General features: G+C 59.4%; 21 protein-coding genes. 8 read left to right on the top strand and 13 right to left on the bottom strand.

The features are described 5' to 3' along the window. Positions 1 to 155: 155 nt before the first annotated feature. From ACA075_RS00205 to ACA075_RS00225, 5 genes are read left to right on the top strand one after another with little or no spacing between them, the layout of a single operon-like run. Positions 156 to 1,184 (top strand): DUF5924 family protein, encoded by a 1,029-nt coding sequence (locus tag ACA075_RS00205; RefSeq protein WP_497296806.1) that lies wholly within the window; start codon positions 156 to 158, stop codon positions 1,182 to 1,184. Positions 1,185 to 1,239: 55 nt separating this feature from the next. After that, positions 1,240 to 2,388 (top strand): ABC transporter permease, encoded by a 1,149-nt coding sequence (locus tag ACA075_RS00210; RefSeq protein ID WP_219094741.1) that lies wholly within the window; start codon positions 1,240 to 1,242, stop codon positions 2,386 to 2,388. Further along, complete coding sequence (locus ACA075_RS00215; RefSeq protein ID WP_219094742.1) at positions 2,385 to 3,188, top strand: ABC transporter ATP-binding protein; 804 nt, start codon at positions 2,385 to 2,387, stop codon at positions 3,186 to 3,188. The genes ACA075_RS00210 and ACA075_RS00215 overlap by 4 nt, the downstream gene beginning before the upstream one ends. Before the next feature lies 1 nt (position 3,189). After that, positions 3,190 to 4,128 carry an MlaD family protein gene (locus ACA075_RS00220; protein WP_497296807.1) on the top strand — a complete coding sequence of 313 codons (939 nt, stop codon included), beginning with the start codon at positions 3,190 to 3,192 and terminating at the stop codon, positions 4,126 to 4,128. Further along, positions 4,125 to 4,751 carry an ABC-type transport auxiliary lipoprotein family protein gene (locus ACA075_RS00225; protein ID WP_497296808.1) on the top strand — a complete coding sequence of 209 codons (627 nt, stop codon included), beginning with the start codon at positions 4,125 to 4,127 and terminating at the stop codon, positions 4,749 to 4,751. The genes ACA075_RS00220 and ACA075_RS00225 overlap by 4 nt, the downstream gene beginning before the upstream one ends. A gap of 193 nt (positions 4,752 to 4,944) precedes the next feature. Here ACA075_RS00225 and ACA075_RS00230 read toward each other — a convergent pair whose 3' ends face one another. The 5 genes from ACA075_RS00230 to ACA075_RS00250 all read right to left on the bottom strand — a co-directional run bounded on the left by ACA075_RS00230 (position 4,945) and on the right by ACA075_RS00250 (position 9,339). After that, complete coding sequence (locus ACA075_RS00230; protein WP_497296810.1) at positions 4,945 to 6,174, bottom strand: nucleoside recognition domain-containing protein; 1,230 nt, start codon at positions 6,172 to 6,174, stop codon at positions 4,945 to 4,947. A gap of 132 nt (positions 6,175 to 6,306) precedes the next feature. Beyond that, positions 6,307 to 7,638 (bottom strand): glutamate/aspartate:proton symporter GltP, encoded by a 1,332-nt coding sequence (gene gltP, locus ACA075_RS00235; protein WP_497296811.1) that lies wholly within the window; start codon positions 7,636 to 7,638, stop codon positions 6,307 to 6,309. A 699-nt stretch (positions 7,639 to 8,337) separates the two neighbouring features. Continuing rightward, positions 8,338 to 8,802, bottom strand: a complete 465-nt coding sequence (locus ACA075_RS00240) for an inhibitor of vertebrate lysozyme family protein (RefSeq protein WP_497296812.1) — start codon at positions 8,800 to 8,802, stop codon at positions 8,338 to 8,340. 2 nt (positions 8,803 to 8,804) lie between these two features. Beyond that, positions 8,805 to 8,969 carry a DUF1328 domain-containing protein gene (locus tag ACA075_RS00245; RefSeq protein ID WP_003177151.1) on the bottom strand — a complete coding sequence of 55 codons (165 nt, stop codon included), beginning with the start codon at positions 8,967 to 8,969 and terminating at the stop codon, positions 8,805 to 8,807. 82 nt (positions 8,970 to 9,051) lie between these two features. Beyond that, on the bottom strand, positions 9,052 to 9,339 hold the full coding sequence (locus ACA075_RS00250) for a hypothetical protein (protein WP_497296813.1): 288 nt from the start codon (positions 9,337 to 9,339) through the stop codon (positions 9,052 to 9,054). Between the two features lie 440 nt (positions 9,340 to 9,779). Between ACA075_RS00250 and algB the strand changes: the two genes are divergently transcribed. Then, positions 9,780 to 11,126, top strand: coding sequence for a sigma-54-dependent response regulator transcription factor AlgB (gene algB / locus ACA075_RS00255; RefSeq protein WP_497296814.1), 1,347 nt, complete (start codon positions 9,780 to 9,782; stop codon positions 11,124 to 11,126). A 7-nt stretch (positions 11,127 to 11,133) separates the two neighbouring features. Continuing rightward, positions 11,134 to 12,921: a KinB sensor domain-containing domain gene (locus ACA075_RS00260; protein WP_497296815.1), complete on the top strand. Its 1,788-nt coding sequence runs from the start codon at positions 11,134 to 11,136 to the stop codon at positions 12,919 to 12,921. A 15-nt stretch (positions 12,922 to 12,936) separates the two neighbouring features. Here the strand turns inward: ACA075_RS00260 and ACA075_RS00265 are convergent, their stop codons facing one another. From ACA075_RS00265 to ACA075_RS00295, 7 genes are all read right to left on the bottom strand, one after another. Then, on the bottom strand, positions 12,937 to 14,550 hold the full coding sequence (locus ACA075_RS00265) for an EAL domain-containing protein (protein ID WP_497296817.1): 1,614 nt from the start codon (positions 14,548 to 14,550) through the stop codon (positions 12,937 to 12,939). Between the two features lie 75 nt (positions 14,551 to 14,625). After that, entirely contained in the window at positions 14,626 to 15,405 is a 780-nt protein-coding gene (locus tag ACA075_RS00270) for an N-acetylmuramoyl-L-alanine amidase (RefSeq protein ID WP_497296818.1), read from the bottom strand. A gap of 103 nt (positions 15,406 to 15,508) precedes the next feature. After that, positions 15,509 to 17,527 (bottom strand): GGDEF domain-containing protein, encoded by a 2,019-nt coding sequence (locus tag ACA075_RS00275; protein ID WP_497296819.1) that lies wholly within the window; start codon positions 17,525 to 17,527, stop codon positions 15,509 to 15,511. Continuing rightward, a complete protein-coding gene (locus ACA075_RS00280; protein ID WP_219094749.1) occupies positions 17,528 to 18,403 on the bottom strand; it encodes an endonuclease/exonuclease/phosphatase family protein in 876 nt (291 codons plus the stop codon). Between the two features lie 14 nt (positions 18,404 to 18,417). After that, entirely contained in the window at positions 18,418 to 19,059 is a 642-nt protein-coding gene (locus ACA075_RS00285) for a thiol:disulfide interchange protein DsbA/DsbL (protein ID WP_219094750.1), read from the bottom strand. 200 nt (positions 19,060 to 19,259) lie between these two features. Then, positions 19,260 to 19,871 (bottom strand): c-type cytochrome, encoded by a 612-nt coding sequence (locus tag ACA075_RS00290; protein ID WP_497296820.1) that lies wholly within the window; start codon positions 19,869 to 19,871, stop codon positions 19,260 to 19,262. A 46-nt stretch (positions 19,872 to 19,917) separates the two neighbouring features. After that, complete coding sequence (locus ACA075_RS00295; protein ID WP_008156007.1) at positions 19,918 to 20,208, bottom strand: c-type cytochrome; 291 nt, start codon at positions 20,206 to 20,208, stop codon at positions 19,918 to 19,920. Between the two features lie 191 nt (positions 20,209 to 20,399). Here ACA075_RS00295 and yihA point away from each other — a divergent pair, with 191 nt between their 5' ends. Next, entirely contained in the window at positions 20,400 to 21,044 is a 645-nt protein-coding gene (yihA, locus tag ACA075_RS00300; protein WP_010465622.1) for a ribosome biogenesis GTP-binding protein YihA/YsxC, read from the top strand. 284 nt (positions 21,045 to 21,328) lie between these two features. Here the strand turns inward: yihA and polA are convergent, their stop codons facing one another. Then, on the bottom strand, positions 21,329 to 24,100 hold the full coding sequence (polA, locus tag ACA075_RS00305; protein WP_497296821.1) for a DNA polymerase I: 2,772 nt from the start codon (positions 24,098 to 24,100) through the stop codon (positions 21,329 to 21,331). Between the last annotated feature and the right edge of the window lie 62 nt (positions 24,101 to 24,162).

The raw sequence follows: 24,162 nt of genomic DNA on the forward strand, positions 1-24,162 counted from the left end.
GCAGTGTGCGGGTTTGGGGGCGCTTCGCACCCCAGCGGGAGCAAGCTCCCTCGCCACAATGTTGAATAGGGCAAACGGACGTATCCCCCTCGCCACGCCTGCGCCCGGGCGGTACTCTGTCGAGGATTTTTCCCACGACTATTGTGAACCGCCGAATGCCTACTCTGACCCTGTACGTCCAGCGCATCCTGGAACTGATGAAGCGCTATCCAGGGGTCATTGCGCTCGGTGGTTTTATCTCCGGGGTCGGCAGTTTCATCCTGGTGGATCGGCAACAGGGCCTGGCGACCTGGATCACCACCATCATGGTGCTCAGCTGGATCTGGCTGATGCTGGAAAACAGCCTGACCAAGCTGTTCACCAAGCTTTTCAAACGCGAAATCCCCCAGCCTTTGCTGCGTTACGCCACGCAGATGATCCACCAGGAAAGCCTGTTCTTCGTCCTGCCGTTCTTTTTCATCACCACGACGTGGAACAGCGGCCAGTTGTTTTTCACCGGGTTGCTGAGCATGGCGGCGCTGATTTCCATCATCGACCCGCTCTACTACAAATGGCTGGCGCCCCGGCGCTGGGCGTTCCTGGCGTTGCACACGCTGACGCTGTTTGCCGCGCTGTTGACCGCCCTGCCCGTCATCCTGCACCTGACCACGTCCCAGAGCTTCAAACTGGCCCTGGGCACCGCTGTGGTGTTGTCGTTCCCGAGCCTGGCATCGATCTTCCCGATCCGGACCCTGCGCAATGCGCTGGCGATCTTGAGCATCACCGTGGGTATCGGGGGGGTCGGCTGGGTCCTGCGTTCGTGGGTTCCGCCGGCGACGCTGTGGATGACCGACGTGGCGATCAGTACGCAAATGCAGGACCGCACGCCGGGCAAGAGTCTTGAAGAAGTCAGCGCCGAGCAGATCCGTGGAGACGGCCTGTACGCCTACACCGCGATCAATGCTCCACGCGGTCTGGACGAACGGATTTATCACGTTTGGACGTTCAACGGCAAAGAGGTTGATCGCATCGCTCTGGACATCCATGGCGGGCGCAAGGAAGGCTATCGCGCCTGGACACACAAGCAGAACTTCCCCGGCAACCCTGCGGGTAAGTGGCAGGTTCGGGTGCTGACCGAAGACGGGCAACTGATCGGTGTGCTTCGCTTCAAAATCTCGGACAGCACACCGATCAAAGAAAAGTAATCCGGTTCGTGCTATTACGTAGCTCTGCGTAAATAGCCGAACAAGCACGGAGCTTATGACCAGCAGCACAATGGCCGGCAATGCCCAGCTAGACGCCTCTCACTCCCCGGCACAACTGCGGGTCACGGGTGACTGGACGCTCGCCCACTACGCCGATCTCAAGCACCTGAGCGAAAAGCTCCGCGGCCAATACGACGACAGCACGCACATCGACCTCAATGGCCTCGGTGCGCTCGATACCGCCGGCGCGTCGCTGTTGGTGGAATTGCTCGGGTCCGAGCGTCTGGGCCGGTCTGCCGAGCATCCCGATTGCACGTTGTCCCCTGCCGACCGCGCCTTGTTGCAGACGGTTTACTGCTCGCTCAGCGACTTCTGCGTGCCGATCAAGGAACCGGAGATCAGCGTCGGCATTCAACTGCTGACCCGCATCGGTCGTGCAGTTGACGCCGTCTGGCAGGACACCCTGCAACTGCTGGGCTTCGTCGGCCTGATCCTCGAAACCATCGCGCGCGGGCTGTTTCGCCCCAAGCGCTGGCGCATCACGCCCATGGTCGCGCACATCGAACAGACTGGCCTCGACGCCGCACCCATCGTCGCGCTGCTGACCTTTTTGGTCGGTGCCGTGGTGGCGTTTCTCGGGGCGACGGTGTTGGCGAGTTTCGGCGCGAGTATTTTCACCGTGGACCTGGTGGCGTTCTCCTTCCTGCGTGAATTCGGCGTGTTGCTGACCGCGATCCTGATGGCCGGTCGAACCGCCAGTGCGTTCACAGCGCAGATCGGCTCGATGAAGGCCAACGAAGAAATCGACGCCATCCGCACATTGGGCCTCGACCCGATGGAGTTGCTGGTGGTGCCACGGGTATTGGCGTTGCTGGTGGCGCTGCCGATGCTGACCTTCCTGGCGATGATCTCGGGGATCATCGGCGGTGGCGTGGTCTGTGCCGTGTCGCTGGGGATCTCGCCGGCGATGTTCCTGTCGCTGCTGCAAACCGATATCGGCGTTCAGCACTTTCTGGTGGGGATCGTCAAAGCGCCGATCTTCGCGTTCCTGATCGCCGCGATCGGTTGCCTCGAAGGCTTCAAGGTCAGTGGCAGCGCCGAGTCCGTGGGCGCTCACACCACGTCGAGCGTGGTGCAGTCGATTTTCGTGGTGATTGTGCTCGACGCCGTGGCCGCGCTGTTTTTCATGGAGATGGGCTGGTGAGTCGTTTACCCCGAGCGCCCTCCGAGGCGGTGATCGAAGTTCGTGGGCTGTGCAATCGCTTCGGCAGCCAAAGCGTGCACGAGAACCTCGACCTGGATTTGTATAAGGGCGAAATCCTTGCCGTGGTCGGCGGTTCCGGCAGCGGGAAATCGGTGCTGCTGCGCAGCATCGTCGGCTTGCGCCAGCCCAGCGAAGGCGTGGTGAAGGTCTTTGGCAAGAACCTGCCGACCCTGTCCGAACACGAGCGCTCGATGGTCGAACGGCGCTTCGGCGTGCTGTTCCAGAAAGGCGCGCTGTTCTCTTCGCTGACCGTGACCGAGAACGTGGCCCTGCCCCTGATCGAACACGCCGGCCTGAGCCGTGAAGACGCCGAGCATCTGGCGGCGGTGAAACTGGCGCTGGCCGGGCTGCCGCTGTCGGCGGCGGACAAATACCCTGCCTCGCTGTCCGGTGGCATGATCAAGCGCGCGGCGCTGGCCCGGGCGTTGGCGCTGGACCCGGACATCCTGTTCCTCGACGAACCCACCGCCGGCCTCGACCCGATTGGCGCCGCAGCCTTTGATCAATTGATCCTGACGCTGCGCGATGCCTTGGGCCTGAGTGTGTTTCTGGTCACCCATGACCTCGACACGCTCTACACCATCACCGACCGGGTGGCGGTATTGGCGCAGAAAAAGGTGCTGGTGGCGGACGCCATCGACAAGGTCTCGGAAACCGACGACCCGTGGATTCACGAATACTTCCATGGCCCTCGCGGCCGCGCGGCGCTGACCGCCGCTCAACAGTTGAATGAGGTCTGACATGGAAACCCGAGCCCATCATGTATTGATCGGCCTGTTCACCGTGATTGTGGTGGCGGGCGCCCTGCTCTTCGGTCTGTGGCTGGCCAAGTCCAGCGTCGACACCGAGTTCAAGGATTACGAAGTCGTCTTCAACGAGGCGGTCAGCGGCTTGTCCAAGGGCAGCGCCGTGCAGTACAGCGGGATCAAGGTCGGCGACGTGGTGACGTTGCGCCTGGACCCGAAAGACCCGCGTCGGGTGCTGGCGCGGATTCGCCTGGGCGGCGATACGCCGATCAAGGAAGACACCCGGGCCATCCTGGCGCTGACCGGGATCACCGGCACCTCGATCATTCAACTCAGCGGCGGTACGCCGCAAAGTCCGACGCTCAAGGGCAAGGACGGCTATCTGCCGGTGATTGTCGCGTCGCCCTCGCCTATCGCTCGCTTGCTCAATGACAGCGGTGACCTGATGGCCGGTGTGAACACGCTGATGCATAACGCCAACCTGATGTTTTCCACGGAGAACGTCGAGCGCATCAGCAAGACGCTGGAACATCTGGAACAAACCACCGGCACCATCGCCGACCAGCGTGGCGATATTCGTCAGGCGATGCAGCAACTGGCGTCCGTCGGCAAGCAGGCTGGCGCCATGCTGGAGCAGACGTCGGCGCTGATGCGTAATGCCAACGGGCTGCTCAACGATCAGGGCAAGCAGATGTTCGGCAGTGCCGAGCAGGCGATGAAATCGCTGGAGCAAAGCAGTGCCACCATCAATAAATTGCTCACGACCAATCAGGACTCTCTGAACAGCGGCATGCAAGGCCTCAACGGCCTGGCGCCTGCGGTGCGTGAATTGCGCGACACCCTGACGTCGTTGCGGACCATCTCCCAACGCCTGGAAGCCAACCCCAGCGGTTATTTGCTCGGCAATGACAAGAACAAGGAGTTCACGCCATGAAGTTTGCGACCTTCGCCCTCCTTGCCGGCTTCACGTTGGTCAGCGCCTGCTCGATCTTGCCCAAGTCCGAGCCGTCCGATGTCTATCGCTTGCCGTCGGCCCAGAGCAGCGTTTCGGCCAGCCACGGCACGCCGCAACGCTGGTCGCTGCGCCTGACCAAGCCGCAGGCCAGCGAAGCGTTGAACAGCCCGAAAATCGCCGTGATCCCGCAAGGTGATTTGATCAGCAGCTACGCCGCCTCGCGCTGGAGCGATCCGGCGCCGGTGTTGCTGCGTAATCGGTTGCTTGATGGTTTCCAGCAGGACGGTCGAGTGCCGCTACTGAGCACGGATGACAGCAATTTCCAGGCAGACCTGGAATTGGGCGGGAGCTTGCAGGCGTTTCAGACCGAATACCAAGGCACCGCTGCCAGCGTGGTCGTGCGGCTGGATGCGTTGCTGGTGCGCGGGTATGACCAGCGCATCCTCGCCAGCCGCCGCTTTGAAGTGCGTCAGCCATTGAGCGATGTGAAGGTGCCGGCGGTGGTGGCCGGGTTTGGCCAGGCGAGCGATCAGTTGACGGCGCAGGTGGTGAGTTGGGCGGTTGAGCAAGGCCAGAAAGCCGCCCCGCCGCCTCGCCCTTAAAACCAACACAAACCCAATGTAGGCGTGAGCCTTTGTGGCGAGGGGACTTGTCCCCGTTGGGTCGCGAAGCGGCCCCAATTTCTGAATTCAAGTTGTATCTGATACACCGAGAATTCAGGTTTTGGGACTGCTGCGCAGTCCAACGGGGACAAGTCCCCTCGCCACAAAGGCTCACTCCTACAGGGTTTTGTAGTTAACCGAAGAACCAGTAGCAAACGCCGATCGCGCCCAGTACGCCGGCAAGCTCCGCCAGCAACGCACACCCCACCGCATGCCGCGCCCGCTGGATGCCCACCGCGCCGAAGTACACCGCCAGCACGTAGAACGTGGTTTCCGTACTGCCCTGAATCGTCGCCGCCACCAGCGCCGGGAAGCTGTCCACCCCGGATGTCTTCATGGTTTCAATCAGCATCGCCCGCGCAGCGCTGCCGGAGAACGGTTTGACCATCGCCGTCGGCAGAGCGTCGACGAAGCGTGTGTCCCAACCGGCCCACTCCACCAGGTGCCGAATCCCGTCCAGACCAAAATCCAGTGCCCCGGACGCCCGCAGTACGCCGACGGCGCAAAGCATCGCCACCAGATATGGCAGCAGGTTCTTGGCTACGTCGAAGCCTTCCTTGGCGCCTTCGACGAACGCTTCGTAGACTTTCACTTTGCGTAAGGCACCGATCACCAGAAACAGCATGATCAACCCGAACAGCGTCAGGTTGCCGAGGATCGAGGACAGGCCGGCCAGAGCGGTCGCCGAGAGCGTCGCCAGCAGCGCCATGAAGCCACCGAGGGCCAAGGCACCGGGAATCAGATACGCGAGCACCACGGGGTCCCACAACCGCAGACGTTGCATGAACGCTACCGACAGCAAGCCCACTACTGTCGAGCAGCTTGTTGCTAGGAGGATGGGCAGAAACACCAGCGTCGGATCAGGTGCACCTTGCTGGGCGCGGTACATGAAGATCGTCACCGGCAGCAGGGTCAGGGAGGAGGCGTTGAGGACCAGGAACAGGATTTGCGCGTTGCTGGCGATGGTGGCGCTGGGGTTGAGCTCTTGCAGCGCCTTCATGGCTTTGAGGCCGATCGGCGTGGCGGCGTTGTCCAGGCCCAGGCCGTTGGCGGCGAAGTTGAGCGTGATCAGGCCGATGGCCGGGTGACCTGCCGGTACTTCGGGCATCAGCCGCAGAAACAGCGGGCCCAGCGCCTTGGCCAGCCACTCGACGATCCCGGCTTTCTCGGCAATTCGCAGAAAGCCCAACCAGAGGGTCAGGGTGCCGAACAGCAGGACCATGACTTCGACCGATAACTTGGCCATGGCGAAAATGCTCTCCACCATCGCCGCGAAGATCCCGGCGTTACCGCCGATCAGCCATTGCGCCAGCGCCGAAACGGCAGCCACGATGAAAAAGCCAAGCCACAGGCCATTGAGCATCAGTTAAATCCCCCGAAGAATGCCGCGAATGATAGCGGGGTGTGCAGAAACGACAAACCCCGGATTTCTCCGGGGTTTGTTTGTGTGGCTGCTCGGGTCACTGTGGGAGCCAGACTCCACAGGGTTCAGCTATCAGTTGCTGGAGACTTCGCCTACCGGCAGTTTTTCCTTGCTGCGCCAGTGCGGCAGCGAGTTCCAGTAGCGCTGGCCCTTGGCGTCGTCGTACATGCCTTCCCAACGGGAGATGACCAGGACGGCCAAGGCATTGCCGATCACGTTCAAGGCAGTACGCGCCATGTCCATGATGCGGTCGACACCGGCGATGAACGCCAGGCCTTCCAGCGGAATACCCACGCTGCCCAAGGTGGCCAACAACACCACGAAGGACACGCCCGGTACGCCGGCGATGCCTTTGGACGTCACCATCAGGGTCAGCACCAGCAGCAATTGCTGGCTGATCGACAGGTCGATGCCGTACAGCTGGGCAATAAAGATCGCCGCGATGCTCTGGTACAGGGTCGAGCCGTCGAGGTTGAACGAGTAACCGGTCGGCACCACAAAGCTGCAAATGGCTTTCGGCGCGCCGTAGGCTTCCATCTTCTCGATCACGCGCGGCAGCACGGTTTCGGAACTGGCGGTGGAGTAGGCCAGGACCAGCTCATCCTTGAAGATGCGCATCAGCTTGATCACCGAGAAGCCGAACAGGCGAGCAATCAGGCCCAGCACCACAAAGGCGAAGAAGGCGATGGCGACGTAAACCAGGATCACCAGTTTGGCCAGTGGCACCAGAGAGGCGAAGCCGAAGTTGGCCACGGTCACCGCGATCAGTGCGAAAACGCCGATCGGGGCGTAGTTCATGATCATGTGGGTGACTTTGAACATGCTTTCCGACACGCCCTGGAACATCTTCACCAGCGGCTCGCGCAGGTCCGATTGCAGGCTCGACAGACCGAGGCCGAACAATACGGAGAAGAAGATGATCGGCAGCATTTCGCCGCGGGCCATGGCCGCGAAGATGTTCGACGGGATCAGGTTGAGGATGGTTTCGATGAACGCATGTTCATGCTGAACCTCGGCCGCCGTCGCCTGGTACTTGGAAATATCCACCGTACCCAGGGTGCTCATGTCGATGCCGGTGCCCGGATGGAACACGTTGGCCAGCACCAGACCGACCACGATGGCGATGGTGGTAACGATCTCGAAGTAAATGATGGTCTTGAGGCCGATACGCCCGAGTTTCTTCGCGTCGCCTACACCAGCGATGCCGACGATCAACGAGGAGATGACGATCGGGATCACGATCATCTTGATCAGACGGATAAAGATATCGCCTGCCGGTTGCAGGACGTTGCTGATCCACCAGGCTTTTTCGGCACTGAAATGGTTGAGCAGCGCACCGATTGCTATCCCCAGAACCAGACCGATGAGGATCTGCCAGGCGAGGCTGAGCTTTGCCTTCTTCATATCTTTACCCTTACTTGCGTTTGACTCAGGCGGATGCAAGAACTGGAACGCTCGTGGCGAAAAATTCTGTGCATCTGCCCCCGTATAAGGTGCCCCGGAGCGCTTTATTACGGCTCTCTGGCAGGCGAAAAAAGGCGCAACTATTCCGATGCAAGGAAGCGACGTCTAATGCCGTAAACGCCTACCCTATGCCGAATCGGCATGAGCTTTTTGAATTGAAACTCGCGTCCCAACCGGTTCGAATACGACATTTCGGCAGGCATAAGTGCCGTGAACCGGCCATTTCAGAGGAGGTTGGTTGTTTTTTAAACAGTTGAATTCATGACGAAATTTCGGAAAAAGCCTACGTTTGGCAGCTAATACTCTTCTACCGAAAGTCGGAGGTTTCTCGATATACGGTCGTGAAGAAACACCGAGAAACGGTTTTGCGGGGAATATGCAGCAGAGGGGAATGAGCGCAGTGCTCTAGATCAACGCTTTGCACGTTGAAGCTCTTCGCAAGTCCGTCGAGCCACTTTGGGCTGGCGAACTTGCGTCGCAGCTTTATTACCTGACCCGGCCCTTGCGCAGACACTCCATGTGCCCGTAGGTCACTCCGACCCTGAAACAGTCAGAACGTCCCGACCCCTTGGTCATGCGCCTGCCTTCCTCGGGTAGCGCACTGGAAAGAAGCGATGCTGCTCCTTTCGTGTTTCAAACTCAGTACCAGTTCGGATCTTTCTTGAGCTGTTCCATCAACAGGTCCTGCATGCCTTGATCCGGTTTCCCGAGGAAGCGGTAGTCGGCATGTCGCGTTGGCGACTTGTCGGCCGGCAATCCTGCAGGCACTTCGACCAGCATGGCGTAGGCGTCCTTTTTGTCGAAGCTGAAAGCCACGATCAGGCGCTTGTTCAGGCACGTCGGTTGCGTTTCGCAAAGCGGCCCGACCAAGTACTTGTCGCCGTCTTCTTCAACAGCATTCATTTGCTCGGCATCACCAGACAGGTTCATCACCCATTCCGGCAGTCGCTCTTCCTTTTTAACGACTTTAGTCCACGTTTCACGGTACTGCGGGTCCGAATTCAACAATTCGCTAGCCCGCGTCTGGCCGTCATTGGCCGCCATCGCCATGGCACCACCGCCCAGAAGCAGGGCGGCTGCCAGAGTCTTTAACAAAACGCTCATATTCAGCCTCGACCACGACGGCCAAAGAAGAAGGAAGCAATGAACATCACCAGGAACACGACAAAGAGAATCTTGGCGATACCCGTGGCGGTGCCCGCGATACCACCGAAGCCCAGTACTGCGGCGATGATGGCAATGATCAAGAATGTGATTGCCCAGCTCAACATGGTGATTCTCCTTACGCTTCTATATTAGAGATGTAGCTTGTGGTGCTTATCCCGGCGCATCGAGCGCGCCAAGTTCTTTAGCTCAGAACACCCAACGTTCCTGACGAGGCATCTCATCCGCAGGCTGAGCCTGGTCGACGTCCATCATTCGCATCGGGGCGAGGTCAGCCTGGCTGCTGCTGACGGCGCTGAAATGGGTCTGGGTTGCATGTTGAATCGACACGTGCGGAACCTCTGGTTGCTGGCTCTGTTCCCAAAGCAGGAACTGCTGGCCTGCGATCAGCGTGATCAGCAGCGCCAGAACGCCAAACAGGCCTTGTTGAAGATGCAAAGGCGAGATGCGCAATGGGGCGACACGTTGGCGATTCATCCTGAAACTCCTCCCACTCTGGTGGTGATCTTGTCAGTGGGCGTCGATACAAAATGGCCCTGATTACTCAGACTATTGCAGCCTGCATGCCAGCTTTTTCATATAAAAAAATCGTTTTAAATCAATCGGTTAGCTTGATCGTGAAAATCAGGGTGGACGCATCCTGCACGATGAGCCGCGCAGGGTCGTGCGTATTGCACGATCGATTCCCGGCAACTTTGATTATTTTTGAATTGAGAGGAGGGCGCGGATGTCAGAAAGGGACGTGGGTAATTGCCACATCGGCGGTTTTTTTGTAAAAAACCAGAGAAATCAGCCCATTAGCTAATGGATGAGTAGAGAGCTACCCTGTCATGGCTGGAATGGATCAGAATCAACCATGCAACTTGCCCGATTTTTCCGGGACTAATCAAGATCATTCGTTAAAGGAGCGCAGGAACATGGAATCAGCCACTGAGCATCAAGGCCGCATTCTGCTGGTGGATGACGAATCCGCCATTCTGCGAACCTTCCGCTATTGCCTCGAAGATGAAGGCTATAGCGTCGCCACCGCGAACAGCGCAGCGCAGGCTGATGCGTTGCTGCAACGTCAGGTGTTTGATCTGTGCTTCCTCGATCTGCGCCTGGGTGAAGACAATGGCCTGGATGTGCTGGCCCAGATGCGCATTCAGGCACCCTGGATGCGGGTGGTGATCGTCACCGCTCACTCCGCTGTCGACACCGCCGTGGATGCGATCCAGGCCGGCGCCGCCGACTACCTCGTCAAACCTTGCAGCCCCGACCAGTTGCGTCTGGCTACCGCCAAGCAGCTGGAAGTCCGGCAGCTCTCGGCGCGGCTGGAAGCCCTTGAAGGCGAAGTGCGTAAACCCAAGGACGGTCTGGATTCCCATAGCCCGGCCATGAAAGTGGTACTCGAAACCGCACGCCAGGTCGCCAGCACTGACGCCAACATTCTGATTCTCGGTGAGTCAGGTACCGGTAAAGGTGAACTGTCCCAAGCCATTCACGGCTGGAGCAAACGCCAGAAGAAATCGTGCGTCACCATCAACTGCCCGTCGTTGACGGCGGAATTGATGGAAAGTGAGCTCTTCGGCCACAGCCGCGGCGCATTCACCGGTGCAAGTGAAAGCACCTTGGGGCGCGTCAATCAGGCGGACGGCGGTACCTTGTTTCTCGACGAGATCGGCGATTTTCCCTTGACGTTGCAACCCAAGTTGCTGCGTTTCATCCAGGATAAGGAATACGAGCGCGTGGGGGATCCAGTGACCCGCCGCGCCGATGTGCGCATCCTCGCCGCGACCAACCTGAACCTCGAAGACATGGTGCGCGACGGTCGTTTCCGTGAAGACCTGCTCTATCGCCTGAACGTCATCACTTTGCACTTGCCGCCACTGCGCGAGCGCCGGGAAGACATTCTGAACCTTGCCGACCGTTTCCTGGCTCGCTTCGTCAAGGAGTACGCACGTCCGGCACGGGGCTTCAGCGACGAGGCTCGCGAAGCGTTGCTGAGTTACCGCTGGCCCGGCAACATCCGCGAACTGCGTAACGTCGTGGAGCGGGCGAGCATTATCTGCCCTCAGGAACGGGTCGAGATCAGCCACTTGGGCATGGCCGAGACCTCGACCAACAGTGCGCCGCGTATTGGCGCAGCGTTGAGCCTGGATGAATTGGAGAAAGCGCACATCGGTGCCGTCCTCGCCACCGCTGATACGCTGGATCAGGCGGCCAAGACACTCGGCATTGATGCCTCGACCCTGTACCGCAAACGCAAGCAGTACAACCTGTGAGCCTGCAATGAAACTGGCGATGAAGCTGCGTACTCGGCTGTTTCTGAGTATTTCGGCGCTGATCACGGTGGCGCTGCTCGGGCTCTTGCTCGGGCTGGTCAGCGTGATGCAGATGGCCGGTACCCAGGAAGTGCTGGTTCGAAACAACTTTGTCACGCTGGACCTGGGGTTGAAATTGCGTCAGACCCTGGGCGATCAGCTCATGATCATGATCGACGAAAAGCCCGATCCCGCAGCGTTCGAGACCGCCAGGAAAAACTACCTCGAGTTGCTTGAAGAAGGCATCGCCCTTCAGAAGTCCGGCAACGGCGGCTACGGTTTCAAACAGGCCAAGGCTGACTACCTCGACTTTCTTCAAGCCTACGATCAGACAAAAGTGCCGAAGCCTGTATTGGGCGGTAACGAGGCGTTGACGGAAAAATTCAATACCCTTCGCAGCGGTCTGCTTACTGAACAAAAGCGCGCACTGGATAACATTAACAACACCGAGCGCCAGGCCCGGGAACGCGCGTTGCTGATTGCCGGGCTGCTCGGGTTGGTGGGGCTGGCGGTACTGATCATCGGGTTCGTGACCGCCCATGGAATCGCCCGCCGGTTTGGCGCTCCGATCGAAGCGTTGGTTCAGGCTGCTGACAACATCGGCCAAGGTAATTTCGAAGTGACCCTGCCGGTTTCCTCCGCCGAGGAAATGAACCAGTTGACCAAGCGCTTCGGCATCATGGCGCAGGCGCTGCGTGAGCATCAGGCGATGAACATCGACGAGCTGCTCGCCGGTCAGCAGCGTCTGCAAGCAGTACTCGACAGCATCGACGATGGGTTGTTGATGATCGACCGCGAAGGCCATCTGGAACACCTCAACCCCGTGGCCCAGCGTCAGTTGGGGTGGGACACCGATCGACTCGGTCAAGGGCTGGGCACTGCGCTCGATCGTCCCGAACTGGATGAGCAGCTACAACTGGTGTTGCGCGGCGGGACCCTGGAGCGAGCGCCGGAAGACCTGAGCGTTGAGGTCGACGGTGAGTCGAGGTTGCTGACCTACAGCCTGACCCCGGTCAGCCATACGCAGGGCCACATTCTTGGCGCCGTGATGGTGCTGCATGACGTCACAGAACAGCGTGCATTCGAACGGGTGCGCAGCGAGTTCGTCTTGCGCGCATCCCATGAGTTGCGCACCCCGGTGACCGGGATGCACATGGCCTTCGGGCTGTTCCGCGAACGGGCGAAATTTCCTGAGGACTCTCGCGAAGCCGACTTGCTGGACACCGTGAATGAAGAAATGCAGCGCTTGATGCAGCTGATCAACGACCTGCTGAATTTCTCGCGCTACCAAAACGGGTTGCAGAAACTCACGCTGGCACCTTGTTCCATTGAAGAGTTACTGGAGCAGGCTCAGGCACGCTTTGCCGGGTCTGCGGCGCAGAAGGGCATCGAGTTGCTGGTGGAAGTGCAGGGGCCGTTACCCAGATTGCAGGCCGACCAGGCGCAATTGGACCGTGTGCTCGATAACCTGATCGATAACGCTTTGCGTCATACCCCCCAGGATGGACTGATACGTTTGCAGGCGCGGCGCCATGGTGAGCGAGTGATTATCAGCGTGGAAGACAACGGTGAGGGCATTGCCTACGGTCAGCAGGGGCGGATCTTCGAGCCCTTCGTCCAGGTCGGCCGCAAGAAGGGCGGTGCCGGGCTTGGTTTGGCGTTGTGCAAGGAAATCGTGCAGTTGCATGGCGGGCGGATGGGCGTTTATTCGCGGCCCGGGCAGGGCACGCAGTTCTACATGGCGCTGGCGGTGTAAACCGCTGCAGTCTTTTCAGGCTTCATCATCCAGGCGTCGATTGTTCCGCCGGCGACCACGGGTAATCAGTTCGATGAACTGCACGGCGCTCAGGGCATGGGCGAACAGCCAGCCCTGACCATACTTGACCCCTTCGCTGCTTAGAAACGCTGCTTGGGCTTCATATTCTATGCCCTCGGCAATCACCCTGAGTTGCAGGGCCTGTGCCATGTGAATGATGTGCGGTGCCACGCCGCTGCTGGCGGCATCATGGCCCAGCGCATCAATGAACGCCTTGTCGATTTTCAGGCAGTCCACCGGCAGGGTTTGCAGGTAGGCGAGGCTGCAATAGCCCGTGCCGAAATCATCGATCAGCACCTGATGCCCGACATCGCGCAAGGCTTGCAGGTTTTCCCTGGCCACCACCACATCGATCAAGCCCCGCTCAGTCACCTCAAAGGCAATCTGCTTTGCCGCGACCCGGTGCAAGGTCAGCAGGCGTGCCATCACCTGGCCGATACGCGGCACCATGACGTCGCAAGCTGCAAGGTTGACGGAGATGTACAACTGCGGATTGGCGCGTAGCAGTTGCCCCAGTTGTTCGAGAAGTCGCTGCAATACGAAGTCGGTCATCTGACGGATCTGGCCGGTGTTTTCCGCCATCGGGATAAACAGGTCGGGACTGGTCAGCGTGCCGTCCGGCCTTCGCCAGCGCAGCAAGGCTTCGGCTCCGACACAGTTGCGGCTGTCGAGATCGAAGATCGGCTGATACAACACCTGTAGTTCGCCGCGTCGAATGGCGCCGTTCAGTTCCGCGTCCAGTGACTGACGCTGGCGCACCAGCAGAAACACCATGAAACCGACCAAAACACCCAGCGCCAGACTGGCCGGCAGCAGCCACCACCACACGGCCGGCACATGCATGTTCGTGCGTGGGGTGATCAGCACTAATTGGTATTCGGGATTGTTGGTGGGCATGCGGTAAATCAAGCGGGTTTGTGTCACCTGCAGCGCATCTCGGCTTTCCAGGGGCCAGAACTCCGTGGGTGGCCAGACCTGTGCGGCACCGAGGACAGGAATCGCACGAGTGCCATGGGAGAGCACCACCAGCAGGCTACTGCCCGGGGACAGATCGACCATGTCGGTCAAATGGCCGCGAGAGGTTGCGACCCGAAAGTTGCCGCGTCCCAGCATCAGCGCAGCACGGTTTTCATCGGGTTCGGTGGTGGTGTTCAGCCAGTAGCTGTAGGTGGGGCCCTTGATGTCCGGTGGTCGACTCAGCGACAGCCCCTCCTGGCGAGGGCGGTTCGAGCAAATCCGCGACGCATCCATGTAGGCAGCTTCGTAAACGAATCGGTAATTGAAGCTGACCTGTTGCAAGGTTGCGATCATTTCATCATCGCAGCCACGCAGCGGTTGGGCTTCCAGATCGTCGAGGCTTTCGCGTAGCTGACCGAATAGCTGTTCAAGCCGGGCGAGGAAACGCTCGCCCTGGGCATTCATTTCCTGGCTTTCCCGCTGCTCCACTTGATGCATCGCCAGAAACAGGCTGGCGGCCATCAATAGCGTGGCGCTCAAGGCAGCAGCCAGCATCGCCAAAAACCAAGGGCGATAGAACCAGCTACGGAGCGTCTCTCGAGCTACAGCCATTATGGATATCCGAAGAATTACCAATGAGTTATAGCTGCTGATTGAGAAAAAGCCCTTACCGTCGGGCGGCCGTCATTATTTTGTCTGGTTCAAAACTTGTAGAAGCGCCGCCGTCTGAGCGTCAGGGGTGCCATCGAATCGGGTGGGGCGGAAATGCATTTGAAAGGCCGCCAGTACATGGCGCGTGGCGACGTCAAGCTCGCCCGTTTGTGGCGTGGCATAACCCAGTCGGGCCAGCTGTCCCTGATACCAACCGATGCTCGGCAGTTCTGCTGCGAACTGGGCTTGCTGGCGCGCGACGGCCTGCTCGTCTGGCCAAACGCCGATGCCTTCGCCGGCCAGACGCTTCCAGGGGAACAGCGGGCCGGGATCGAGCTTGCGCAGCGGCGCGATGTCGCTGTGGCCGATGATGGAGCGCGGGTTGATGTTGTAACGTTTGCTGATGTCCTTGAGCAGAAAGATCAGCGACTGAACCTGATCTTCGCTGTAGGGGTACCAGAGACGGCCCGTCGGCGTGTCTTTGAAGCCAGGATTGACGATCTCGATGCCGATGGAGCTGGAGTTCAGCCAGGTCCGGCCTTGCCATTCGCTTTCGCCTGCGTGCCACGATCGAAGATTTTCATCCATCAGCTTATAGATGGTGGCGCCTTTGTCGTCGCCGATCAGGTAGTGACTGCTGACCTCGCCGTGGGTCAGCAACTGCAACGAGCGCTCGAGGGAGGCGGAGGTGTAATGCACCACCACGAACTGAATACGACTGTCGTGATTGGCTGAAGGGTGGCTGGTGTCGATCCGCGGGCCGCTGGCACAACCGGCCAACAGAAGTAGCGACACAATAAGAGCAAGACATTTCATGGCAGGAGGCAATATACGCAAGTCAGTAATGCAACAGTGTAACGTACTGACTCGCGCGCAGAGGGCAAAAGCGCTGTTTTAAATAAAATGGAACAATTGGCTGTCAGCCTGCTTCAACAAGGTTGCGACCTGCATTTTTCGCACGGTATAGCGCTTGATCGGCTCTTTTCAGCACCAGATCGCTATGTTCGCCGGCTTTGAATGCCGTCACACCCATGGAAATGGTGATGGTCACTCGCTCACCCTTGAAGTGAAAAGGGCAGGCTTCGATGGAGGCACGCAAGGATTCCAGCAATTTGGCACCGCTTGCCAAGGGTGTGGAGGGCATCAACAGGACAAATTCCTCACCGCCGAACCGCGCAATGAAATCCGTCCCGCGCAGGCGTTTGCGCAGCACGCTGGCGATGATTTTCAGCACTTTGTCACCTGCCAGGTGACCGTAGTTATCGTTGATGCGTTTGAAGTGGTCGAGGTCGAGCATCGCCAGCAACAGGGTGTTGCCGTGTTGCTGCCATTGGCGGACTTCGTGCTCCAGCCGCTCACTCCAGGCCGCTCGATTGGGCAGGCTGGTGAGGGGGTCGATCAGGGCTTTCTGCCGTTGTTCTTCAAGGTGCTCGCGGTAGCCCAGCGCTTCCTGTTCCATGTGCGCCACGCGTTCGGCCAGGCTTTGCAACCGAGCCGCGACTTCTTGCTCACGTTCGTCGCGCTGCTTCTGGTGTTGATCCATGGTGCCGAGCAGGCCTTCGAGATGGTTCTCCAGGACGTGCTTGAGGTCGTCCAGATCCGCCGCTTCCTGCATGCTGCTCTGCAGGCCATCGACTTGCTCGCGAATCTGCGTATCCATCTTGCGCGCAGCCGAGCGGTTGTCGGCATGGCCGTCGCTGGCTGCTTGCAAGTTGCTTTGAAACGACTCGAGACGTTCGTTGAGTTGCTGCAGGTACGCTTCGAATTCGTGTTGACCGCTGTCGGTGATCGCCAGCATCAAGGTTGCCAGATCATCGAGGATCGGGATCAGTTCGTACCAGTTCAAACCGTTTTGCAGGCGATCACGCATTGCTTCGGCTTGCGGTCGATGGCGTTCGGGCAGCGTCAGGTCGTCGAGCAGGCCGAGGAGCGTGTCTTCGATATGCTTGGCGACAGAGCTGTAGGACGGCTCGGGTGAGTCGGGCAGGGCGTAGAGAATATCCTGTGGCACAAGGTGCTCCGCCTCAATGGTCACCGGGGTCAGTTCATCCGGGTTGACTGCCTGTGGCACTTGCTCGGCTGGCGTAATGTCCGGAAGAGCTGGTTCTGCCAGTTGTTCGATATTCGGCTGAGTCGGTGGCTCTACAAGTTGCGCAGATGCAGTCTCTGGCTGAAGCACAGGCGGGACAAACGCCACCACTTCCGGAGCAGGGTCCGTTGCGTGTACTTCCAGTGATTCAGGGGTTGCAGCGTCAGGTTGGACGTCGATGACCGTCGGCTGTACGACTGGTGGCTGCTCCACCGTGGATGCGAGATCAGCCGTTACCGGCGGGGCCTCGGCAATCGGTTCGACAGTTTGCAGGGGCGCCGTTTGTACCGCAGGAGCGGCTACCTGCGGGGTGGCCTCATCCGGTTCGCGGTTACCAAACAGGCGCTGCAGAAAACCGGGGCGATCAGGTTCTGCGGGGGTATCCAGTTGACGCAAGGCTTTGCCTTGCAGGCCACTCAGTTCGCTGAGCAACAACGGAATCTCACGGGCCTGGCTGACTCGACCATCCAGTTGTTTGGCAAAGTTCTTCAGCGGCCGGCTGACTTCGCGAGGCAGCGGCAGTGTTTGCAGCTGAGTCACCAGCGCAGTCAGTGCGGCGCTGGTCTGATTGACCCGGGTTTCCCGGCGCTGCTCGGAATCAAGTACGGCTTTTTCCAGGCGCGGAAGCAGGGCGGCCAGGCCGGCGTCCATGTCATCGGTACGCACGACTTCACGCATTTCCTTCATGCATTGATCAACGGCCCGATCAGTGCCTTCTGCGGCCAGGGTGCTGCGCACCAGCCCACGGCGCAGCAAGTCGAGCCGGGCATCCCAACGGCGTTCGAGCTTTTCCTGTTGTTCGATGCTTTTGAGGTATTTCTCTTTCCAGCGCTGTGTTTCGTCGCTCATTCATGGGATCCGCGAAGGGGCAGGACTCAACGCGGGGAATGCATCGGCCGTGAGCGAACCCGGCAGACGAATCTCTACCGCGACGGGCAGGTGATCTGAAATCGGTTGTGCCAGCACCTCGACCTTTTCAAGGGTCAGTGTGGGGCTGAGCAGAATATGGTCCAGGCAGCGCTGCGGGCGCCAGCTGGGGAAGGTCGCTTCCAGTTGCGGCGCGAGCAGGCCGAGGTCGCGCAGTGGGGAGTTCTGCAGCAAATCACTGGCGTGGGTATTCATGTCGCCCATCAGCACCTGGTGTTTGTAACCACCGATCAACTCGCGTATGTAAGCCAGTTGCAGGCTGCGGGCCCGAGCGCCCAGCGCCAAGTGCATCATCACCACCACCAGCGCCTCCGGACCTTCGCCGAAACGCACCAGAATCGCCCCGCGGCCCTTTGGCCCCGGCAGCGGATGATCTTCAATCGCCCATGGGCGCAGGCGGCTGAGCACGCCATTGCTGTGTTGGCCGAGGCGACCGAGATTGCGATTGAGTTGTTGATACCAATAGGGGAAGGCGCCGAGCTGCGCCAGGTGTTCAACCTGATTGACATAGCCTGATCGCAGGCTGCCGCCATCGGCTTCCTGCAAGGCGACCAGATCGAAGTCGCCCAACAGATTGCCAATCTTTTGCAGGTTGTCGGCACGCCCGGTGTGCGGCAGCAGATGCTGCCAGCCTCGGGTCAGGTAATGCCGATAACGCTCTGTACTGATACCGACCTGGATATTGAAGCTGAGCAAGCGCAGACGGCTGTCTGCGGGCAGGCCCGTCGATTCCAGGTGATGCTCGTTGACCCGCGGGTCATGCAGGCCAACGACACGTTCAGTACCCCAGCGGCGCATGGCGGGCCCCGCGCTTAGTTGGCAGCAGCCTTGTTAGCCGCTCGCTCTTTGTCGACCAGTTTGTCGGCCAGTTGCAGTGCTTGTTCGGCGCCGCCGGCAGAGCCCACGTCAAAGCGGTACTTGCCGTTGACGATCATGGTCGGAACGCCAGAGATTTCATATTTCTTCGCCAGTTCTTTGGCTTTGTTGATCTGGCCCTTGATGGCGAAGGAGTCGAAGGTGGCCAGGAACTTGTCCTTGTCTACGCCTTGAGTGGCCAGGAATTCGGCCATTTCATTCTTATCGACCAGCTTCTTGTGTTCTTTCTGAATCGCGTTGAACACCGCAGCGTGAACCTTGTTCTCGACGCCCATCGCTTCAAGGGTCAGGAACATTTGGCCATGTGCATCCCATGGGCCGCCGAACATGGCAGGAATACGGACGAAGTTCACGTCGGAAGGCAGTTTCTCAACCCAAGGATTGATCACCGGTTCAAAAGCGTAGCAATGCGGGCAGCCATACCAGAACAGCTCAACGACTTCGATCTTGCCAGGCACGGCGACCGGAACCGGATTGGTCAGTTCGACATAAGGGGCGGCGGGTGCTTCGGCGGCTTGGGCAGTCATGCCGAACAGGCTGGCAGCGACGAGTGCGGCGCTGATGATCAGATTACGCATGCTTTACTCCTGGACAATTTTGGTCGCCTCGCGCGACCTGTTTTCAGACAGGTCCTGGCGGGCTTGAGTTCTGTAGTGTAACGGCAGCGGCCACAAAAAAGGGCGGCCTGAGCCACCCTTTTTATACTTGCTGCGACGGATTAATAGAGCGTTAACGTTGCAGGAGATGTACTTCCCGCGCCACGCCCGATTCGCCGGTCTTAGTGCAGGCCTTGAATGTAGCTGGACACTGCAGCGATATCTTCGTCGCTGAGCTTTTTGGCAATGCTCTGCATCGGTTTGGTATCACCATCGTTTGCACGACCGCCTTCTTCCTTGCGGAAGTCGGTCAATTGCTTGGCAACGTATTGCGCGTGCTGACCACCCAGATGCGGGAAGCCGGCAGCTGCGTTGCCTGTGCCATTCGGCGAGTGGCAGCCGGTGCAGGCTGGCAGGCCCTTGGCCAGGTCACCGCCGCGGAACAAGGCTTCACCGCGAGCCACGACTTTCGGGTCGGCGGCGCCAACGCTGCCTTTCTGGCTGGCGAAGTAGGCGGAGATATCAGCCAGGTCCTGATCGCTCAGGTTCGTCAGCAGGCCGGTCATTTCCAGAACGGTGCGTTTGCCGGACTTGATGTCGTGCAGCTGCTTGTTCAGATAACGCTCGCCCTGGCCTGCCAGTTTCGGAAAGTTAGGCGCCATGCTGTTGCCATCCGGGCCATGACAGGCGCCACATACTGCGGCTTTCGCCTGACCAGCAGTTGCATCACCTGCAGCATGGGCTACGCCGGAGATCCCCACGGTCAACAGCAGACTCACGATCAATTTGTTCATCAGCTAATCCAACTACGGCTAAGGGTTAAAGAGTTATGGACCGGGATCACTCGCTCATCCACTGGATGATGGCCTGGTAATCCTCGGCACTGCAGTCCATGCACAAACCACGCGGCGGCATCGCCTTGAAACCCTGGGTCACGTGTTGCACCAGCGTCTCCATACCTTTCGCCAACCTCGGCGTCCAAGCTTCCTGATCGCCCTTTTTGGGCGCCATGGGGAGTTGGCCGGAATGACAGGCACCACAAACACGGTTGTACACAGCTTCCGGATCCTGTGTAGCCTGAGCGCTGTAAAGCGGCATCAAGACACCGGCAGCTAGCAGCCATTTCGTCATAAAACGACCTTTTCAGGGTTGAGAGCGTTCTGCGTTCTAATGCGCAATCAAGGTCATTCGCTCTCGTGAACTTCATCCTACGCTGGGACAAAGCGCACACAAAATCTGCGGCATTATATACTGGCGTCACTGAAACGGAAACGACACCGCTTGCCGCGTCCATTCCCGGCGCCGCCCACATCGGAAATCCCATGCAACTCAAGAACCCCATCCTCGGCCTGTGCCAACAGTCCACCTTCATGCTCAGCGCTGCCAAAGTCGACCAATGTCCCGACGACGAAGGCTTTGAAGTGGCCTTCGCCGGGCGTTCCAACGCCGGCAAGTCCAGTGCGCTGAACACCCTGACGCACGCCAGCCTGGCGCGGACCTCGAAAACTCCGGGTCGCACGCAGCTCTTGAACTTCTTCAAGCTAGACGATGATCGTCGTCTGGTCGACCTCCCGGGTTACGGTTACGCGAAAGTGCCTATCCCGTTGAAGCTGCACTGGCAGCGTCACCTGGAAGCTTATCTGGGTGGTCGCGAGAGTTTGAAAGGCCTGATTCTGATGATGGACATCCGTCATCCAATGACCGATTTCGACCTTTTGATGCTCGACTGGGCCGTCGCCAGCGGCATGCCGATGCATATTTTGCTGACCAAAGCCGACAAGCTGACCTATGGCGCGGCGAAAAACGTCCTGCTCAAGGTTCAGGCAGATATCCGCAAAGGATGGGGCGATGCGATCAGCATCCAGCTGTTCTCGGCGCCAAAGCGCATGGGCCTGGAAGACGCCTACACTGTATTGGCAGGCTGGATGGAGCTGGCGGACAAAGGCTCCGAGGTTGCGGAGCAATAAATCGCAGGCAAAAAAAACCCCGGACTTCTTATGGGGAGGGGGAAGTTCCGGGGTTCAAGTTCCGGACCGCTAGGGCGGGGTCCAGATATCTGCCAACACTTAACACAACATAGGAGCATCGAAGGGCTTCACCAGCCATTCAGTAACTCTGAGTGGCAGTTCACAGGTTTAGTTCCGGAGCTTCAGAAACCATTTGTAATAAGTGTGATTTCTTTCCGAAATAAGGGCCCTTCACCTTTCTGCCGCGGCACTATGCCGCAGCAGAAAACGCCTTTTCAGACGGCTCAGTGAGCCTCATCCCAGTTATTGCCTACGCCAACCTCGACCAGAAGCGGCACATCCAGCTTCACGGCGTCGCTCATGTGCACGCGAATTTCATCGCGGACCTGGTCAACCAGATCTTCACGCACCTCAAGCACCAATTCATCGTGTACCTGCAGGATGACTTTGGCGTCGAGGCCCGAGGAGGTCAGCCAGTTATCCACAGCCACCATGGCTTTCTTGATGATGTCCGCCGCCGTGCCCTGCATCGGGGCGTTGATCGCCGTGCGTTCGGCCCCTTTGCGCAGGGCCGGGTTTTTCGCGTTGATTTCCGGCAGGTACAGGCGGCGGCCGAAGATGGTCTCGACAAAACCCTGCTCGGCCGCCTGGGTGCGGGTGCGTTCCATGTACGCCAGAACACCGGGGTAGCGGGCGAAGTAACGGTCGATGTACGCCTGGGATTGCTTGCGATCAACGCCGATCTGCTTGGCCAGGCCAAACGCGCTCATGCCGTAGATCAAACCGAAGTTGATCGCCTTGGCGCTGCGACGCTGATCGGTGGTGACCTCGGCCAGTTCCACGCCGAACACTTCGGCGGCGGTGGCCTTGTGCACGTCCAGGTCATTGCGGAACGCGTGCAGTAAGCCTTCGTCCTTGGCCAGGTGCGCCATGATCCGCAGTTCGATTTGCGAATAGTCCGCCGCCAGCAACTTGTAGCCTTTTGGCGCGACGAACGCCTGACGAATCCGCCGCCCTTCGGCCGTGCGGATTGGAATGTTCTGCAAGTTCGGATCGCTGGACGACAAGCGCCCGGTCGCCGCGACAGCCTGATGATAGGACGTGTGAATCCGCCCGGTGCGCGGGTTGATCTGTTCCGGCAGGCGATCGGTGTAGGTGCTTTTCAGTTTGCTCATCGAGCGGTACTGCATCAGCACTTTGGGCAACGGGTAATCCTGCTCGGCCAGTTCCGCCAGGACGGCTTCGGCGGTGGACGCCTGGCCCTTGGCGGTTTTGCTGAGGATCGGCAACCCGAGTTTTTCGTACAGGATCACGCCCAATTGCTTCGGCGAGCCGAGGTTGAATTCTTCACCGGCGATGGCGAATGCCTCACGCTCCAGCGCGACCATTTTGTCGCCCAGTTCAACGCTTTGGATGCCCAGCAGATTGGCGTCGACCAGCGCGCCCTGGCGTTCGATTCGTGCGAGTACCGGCACCAACGGCATTTCGATTTCGCTCAGGACTTTGCTCAGGCTTGGAATGGCATTGAGCTTTTCCTGCAAGGTTTGGTGCAGGCGCAGCGTCACGTCGGCGTCTTCGGCGGCGTAAGGCCCGGCCAGTTCCAGCGAGATCTGGTCAAACGTCAGCTGCTTGGCGCCCTTTCCGGCGATGTCCTGAAAACTGGTAGTGGTGTGATTCAGGTACTTGAGCGCCAGGCTGTCCATGTCGTGGCGGGTCGCGGTGGAATCCAGCACGTAGGATTCGAGCATGGTGTCGAACGCGATGCCTTGCACGGTGATGCCGCAACGTTGATCGCCACCAATGGCGCAGTTGGCCAGGATGTTCATGTCGAACTTGGCGTGCTGGCCGACCTTGAGTTTGTTCGGGTCTTCCAGAATCGGTTTCAGCGCGCGCAACACGGTGTCGCGATCGAGCTGTTCCGGCACACCCATGTAGGAATGGGTCAGGGGGATGTAGGCCGCTTCGTTGGCCTGTACCGCAAACGACAGGCCGACCAGTTGCGCCTGCTGCGCATCGATGCCGGTGGTTTCGGTATCAAAGGCGATCAGCTTGGCGTCGTTGAGTTTCTTCAGCCACAGGTCGAAATCGGCCTGGGTGAGGATCGTTGTGTACTTGAGCTCGGTCTCGACAGCGGCTTCTTCAACCACCGGGGCGCTGACTTCCTGGCCGGAACGCTTGGCATCACGCTGGTTATCTTCAAACCAGCTCTTGAATTCGAGCAGGGTGTAGAGCTCAGCGAGTTTGTCGTGATCCGGCCGGCCCATTTGCAGGTCGTCGAGCCCGATGTCCAGCGGCACGTCGATCTTGATGGTTGCCAGTTGATAGGAGAGGAATGCCATCTCCTTGTGCTCTTCGAGCTTGGCCGGCAGGGTCTTGGCGCCGCGAATCGGCAGGGTCGGGACGATGTCGAGCTGTGCGTACAACTCGGTCAGGCCGCCGTTCACGCCCACCAACAGGCCGGAAGCGGTCTTCGGACCAATGCCCGGAACGCCCGGAATGTTGTCGGAAGAATCGCCCATCAGTGCCAGGTAATCGATGATCTGCTCGGGAGCGACGCCGAATTTCTCCTTCACGCCCTCCACGTCCAGCGCGCTACCGGTCATGGTGTTGACCAAGGTAATGTGGCCGTCGACCAGTTGCGCCATGTCCTTGTCGCCGGTGGAGATCACCACCGGTCGGTCAGCCGCGGCGCTACTTCGGGCCAGGGTGCCGATCACGTCGTCAGCCTCGACGCCTTCAACGCACAGCAGCGGGAAGCCCAGCGCGATCACGCTCTGGTGCAGTGGCTCGATCTGCACGCGCATGTCATCCGGCATGCTCGGACGGTTGGCCTTGTATTCGGCGTACATGTCATCGCGAAATGTCCCACCCTTGGCGTCGAACACCACGGCGAACGGACTGTCCGGGTACTGCTTGCGCAGACTCTTGAGCATGTTCAACACGCCTTTGACCGCACCTGTCGGCAGACCCTTGGAAGTGGTCAGCGGCGGCAGGGCGTGAAAGGCGCGGTACAGGTAAGAAGAACCGTCCACCAGGACGAGGGGGGCTTGGCTCATGAGCAGGATCAACCTTTTCGGCGGGTCCGGCGCTAGAATAGCGGGACCGTTGACGACAAAGG

Source organism: Pseudomonas sp. LBUM1663 (assembly GCF_059695905.1).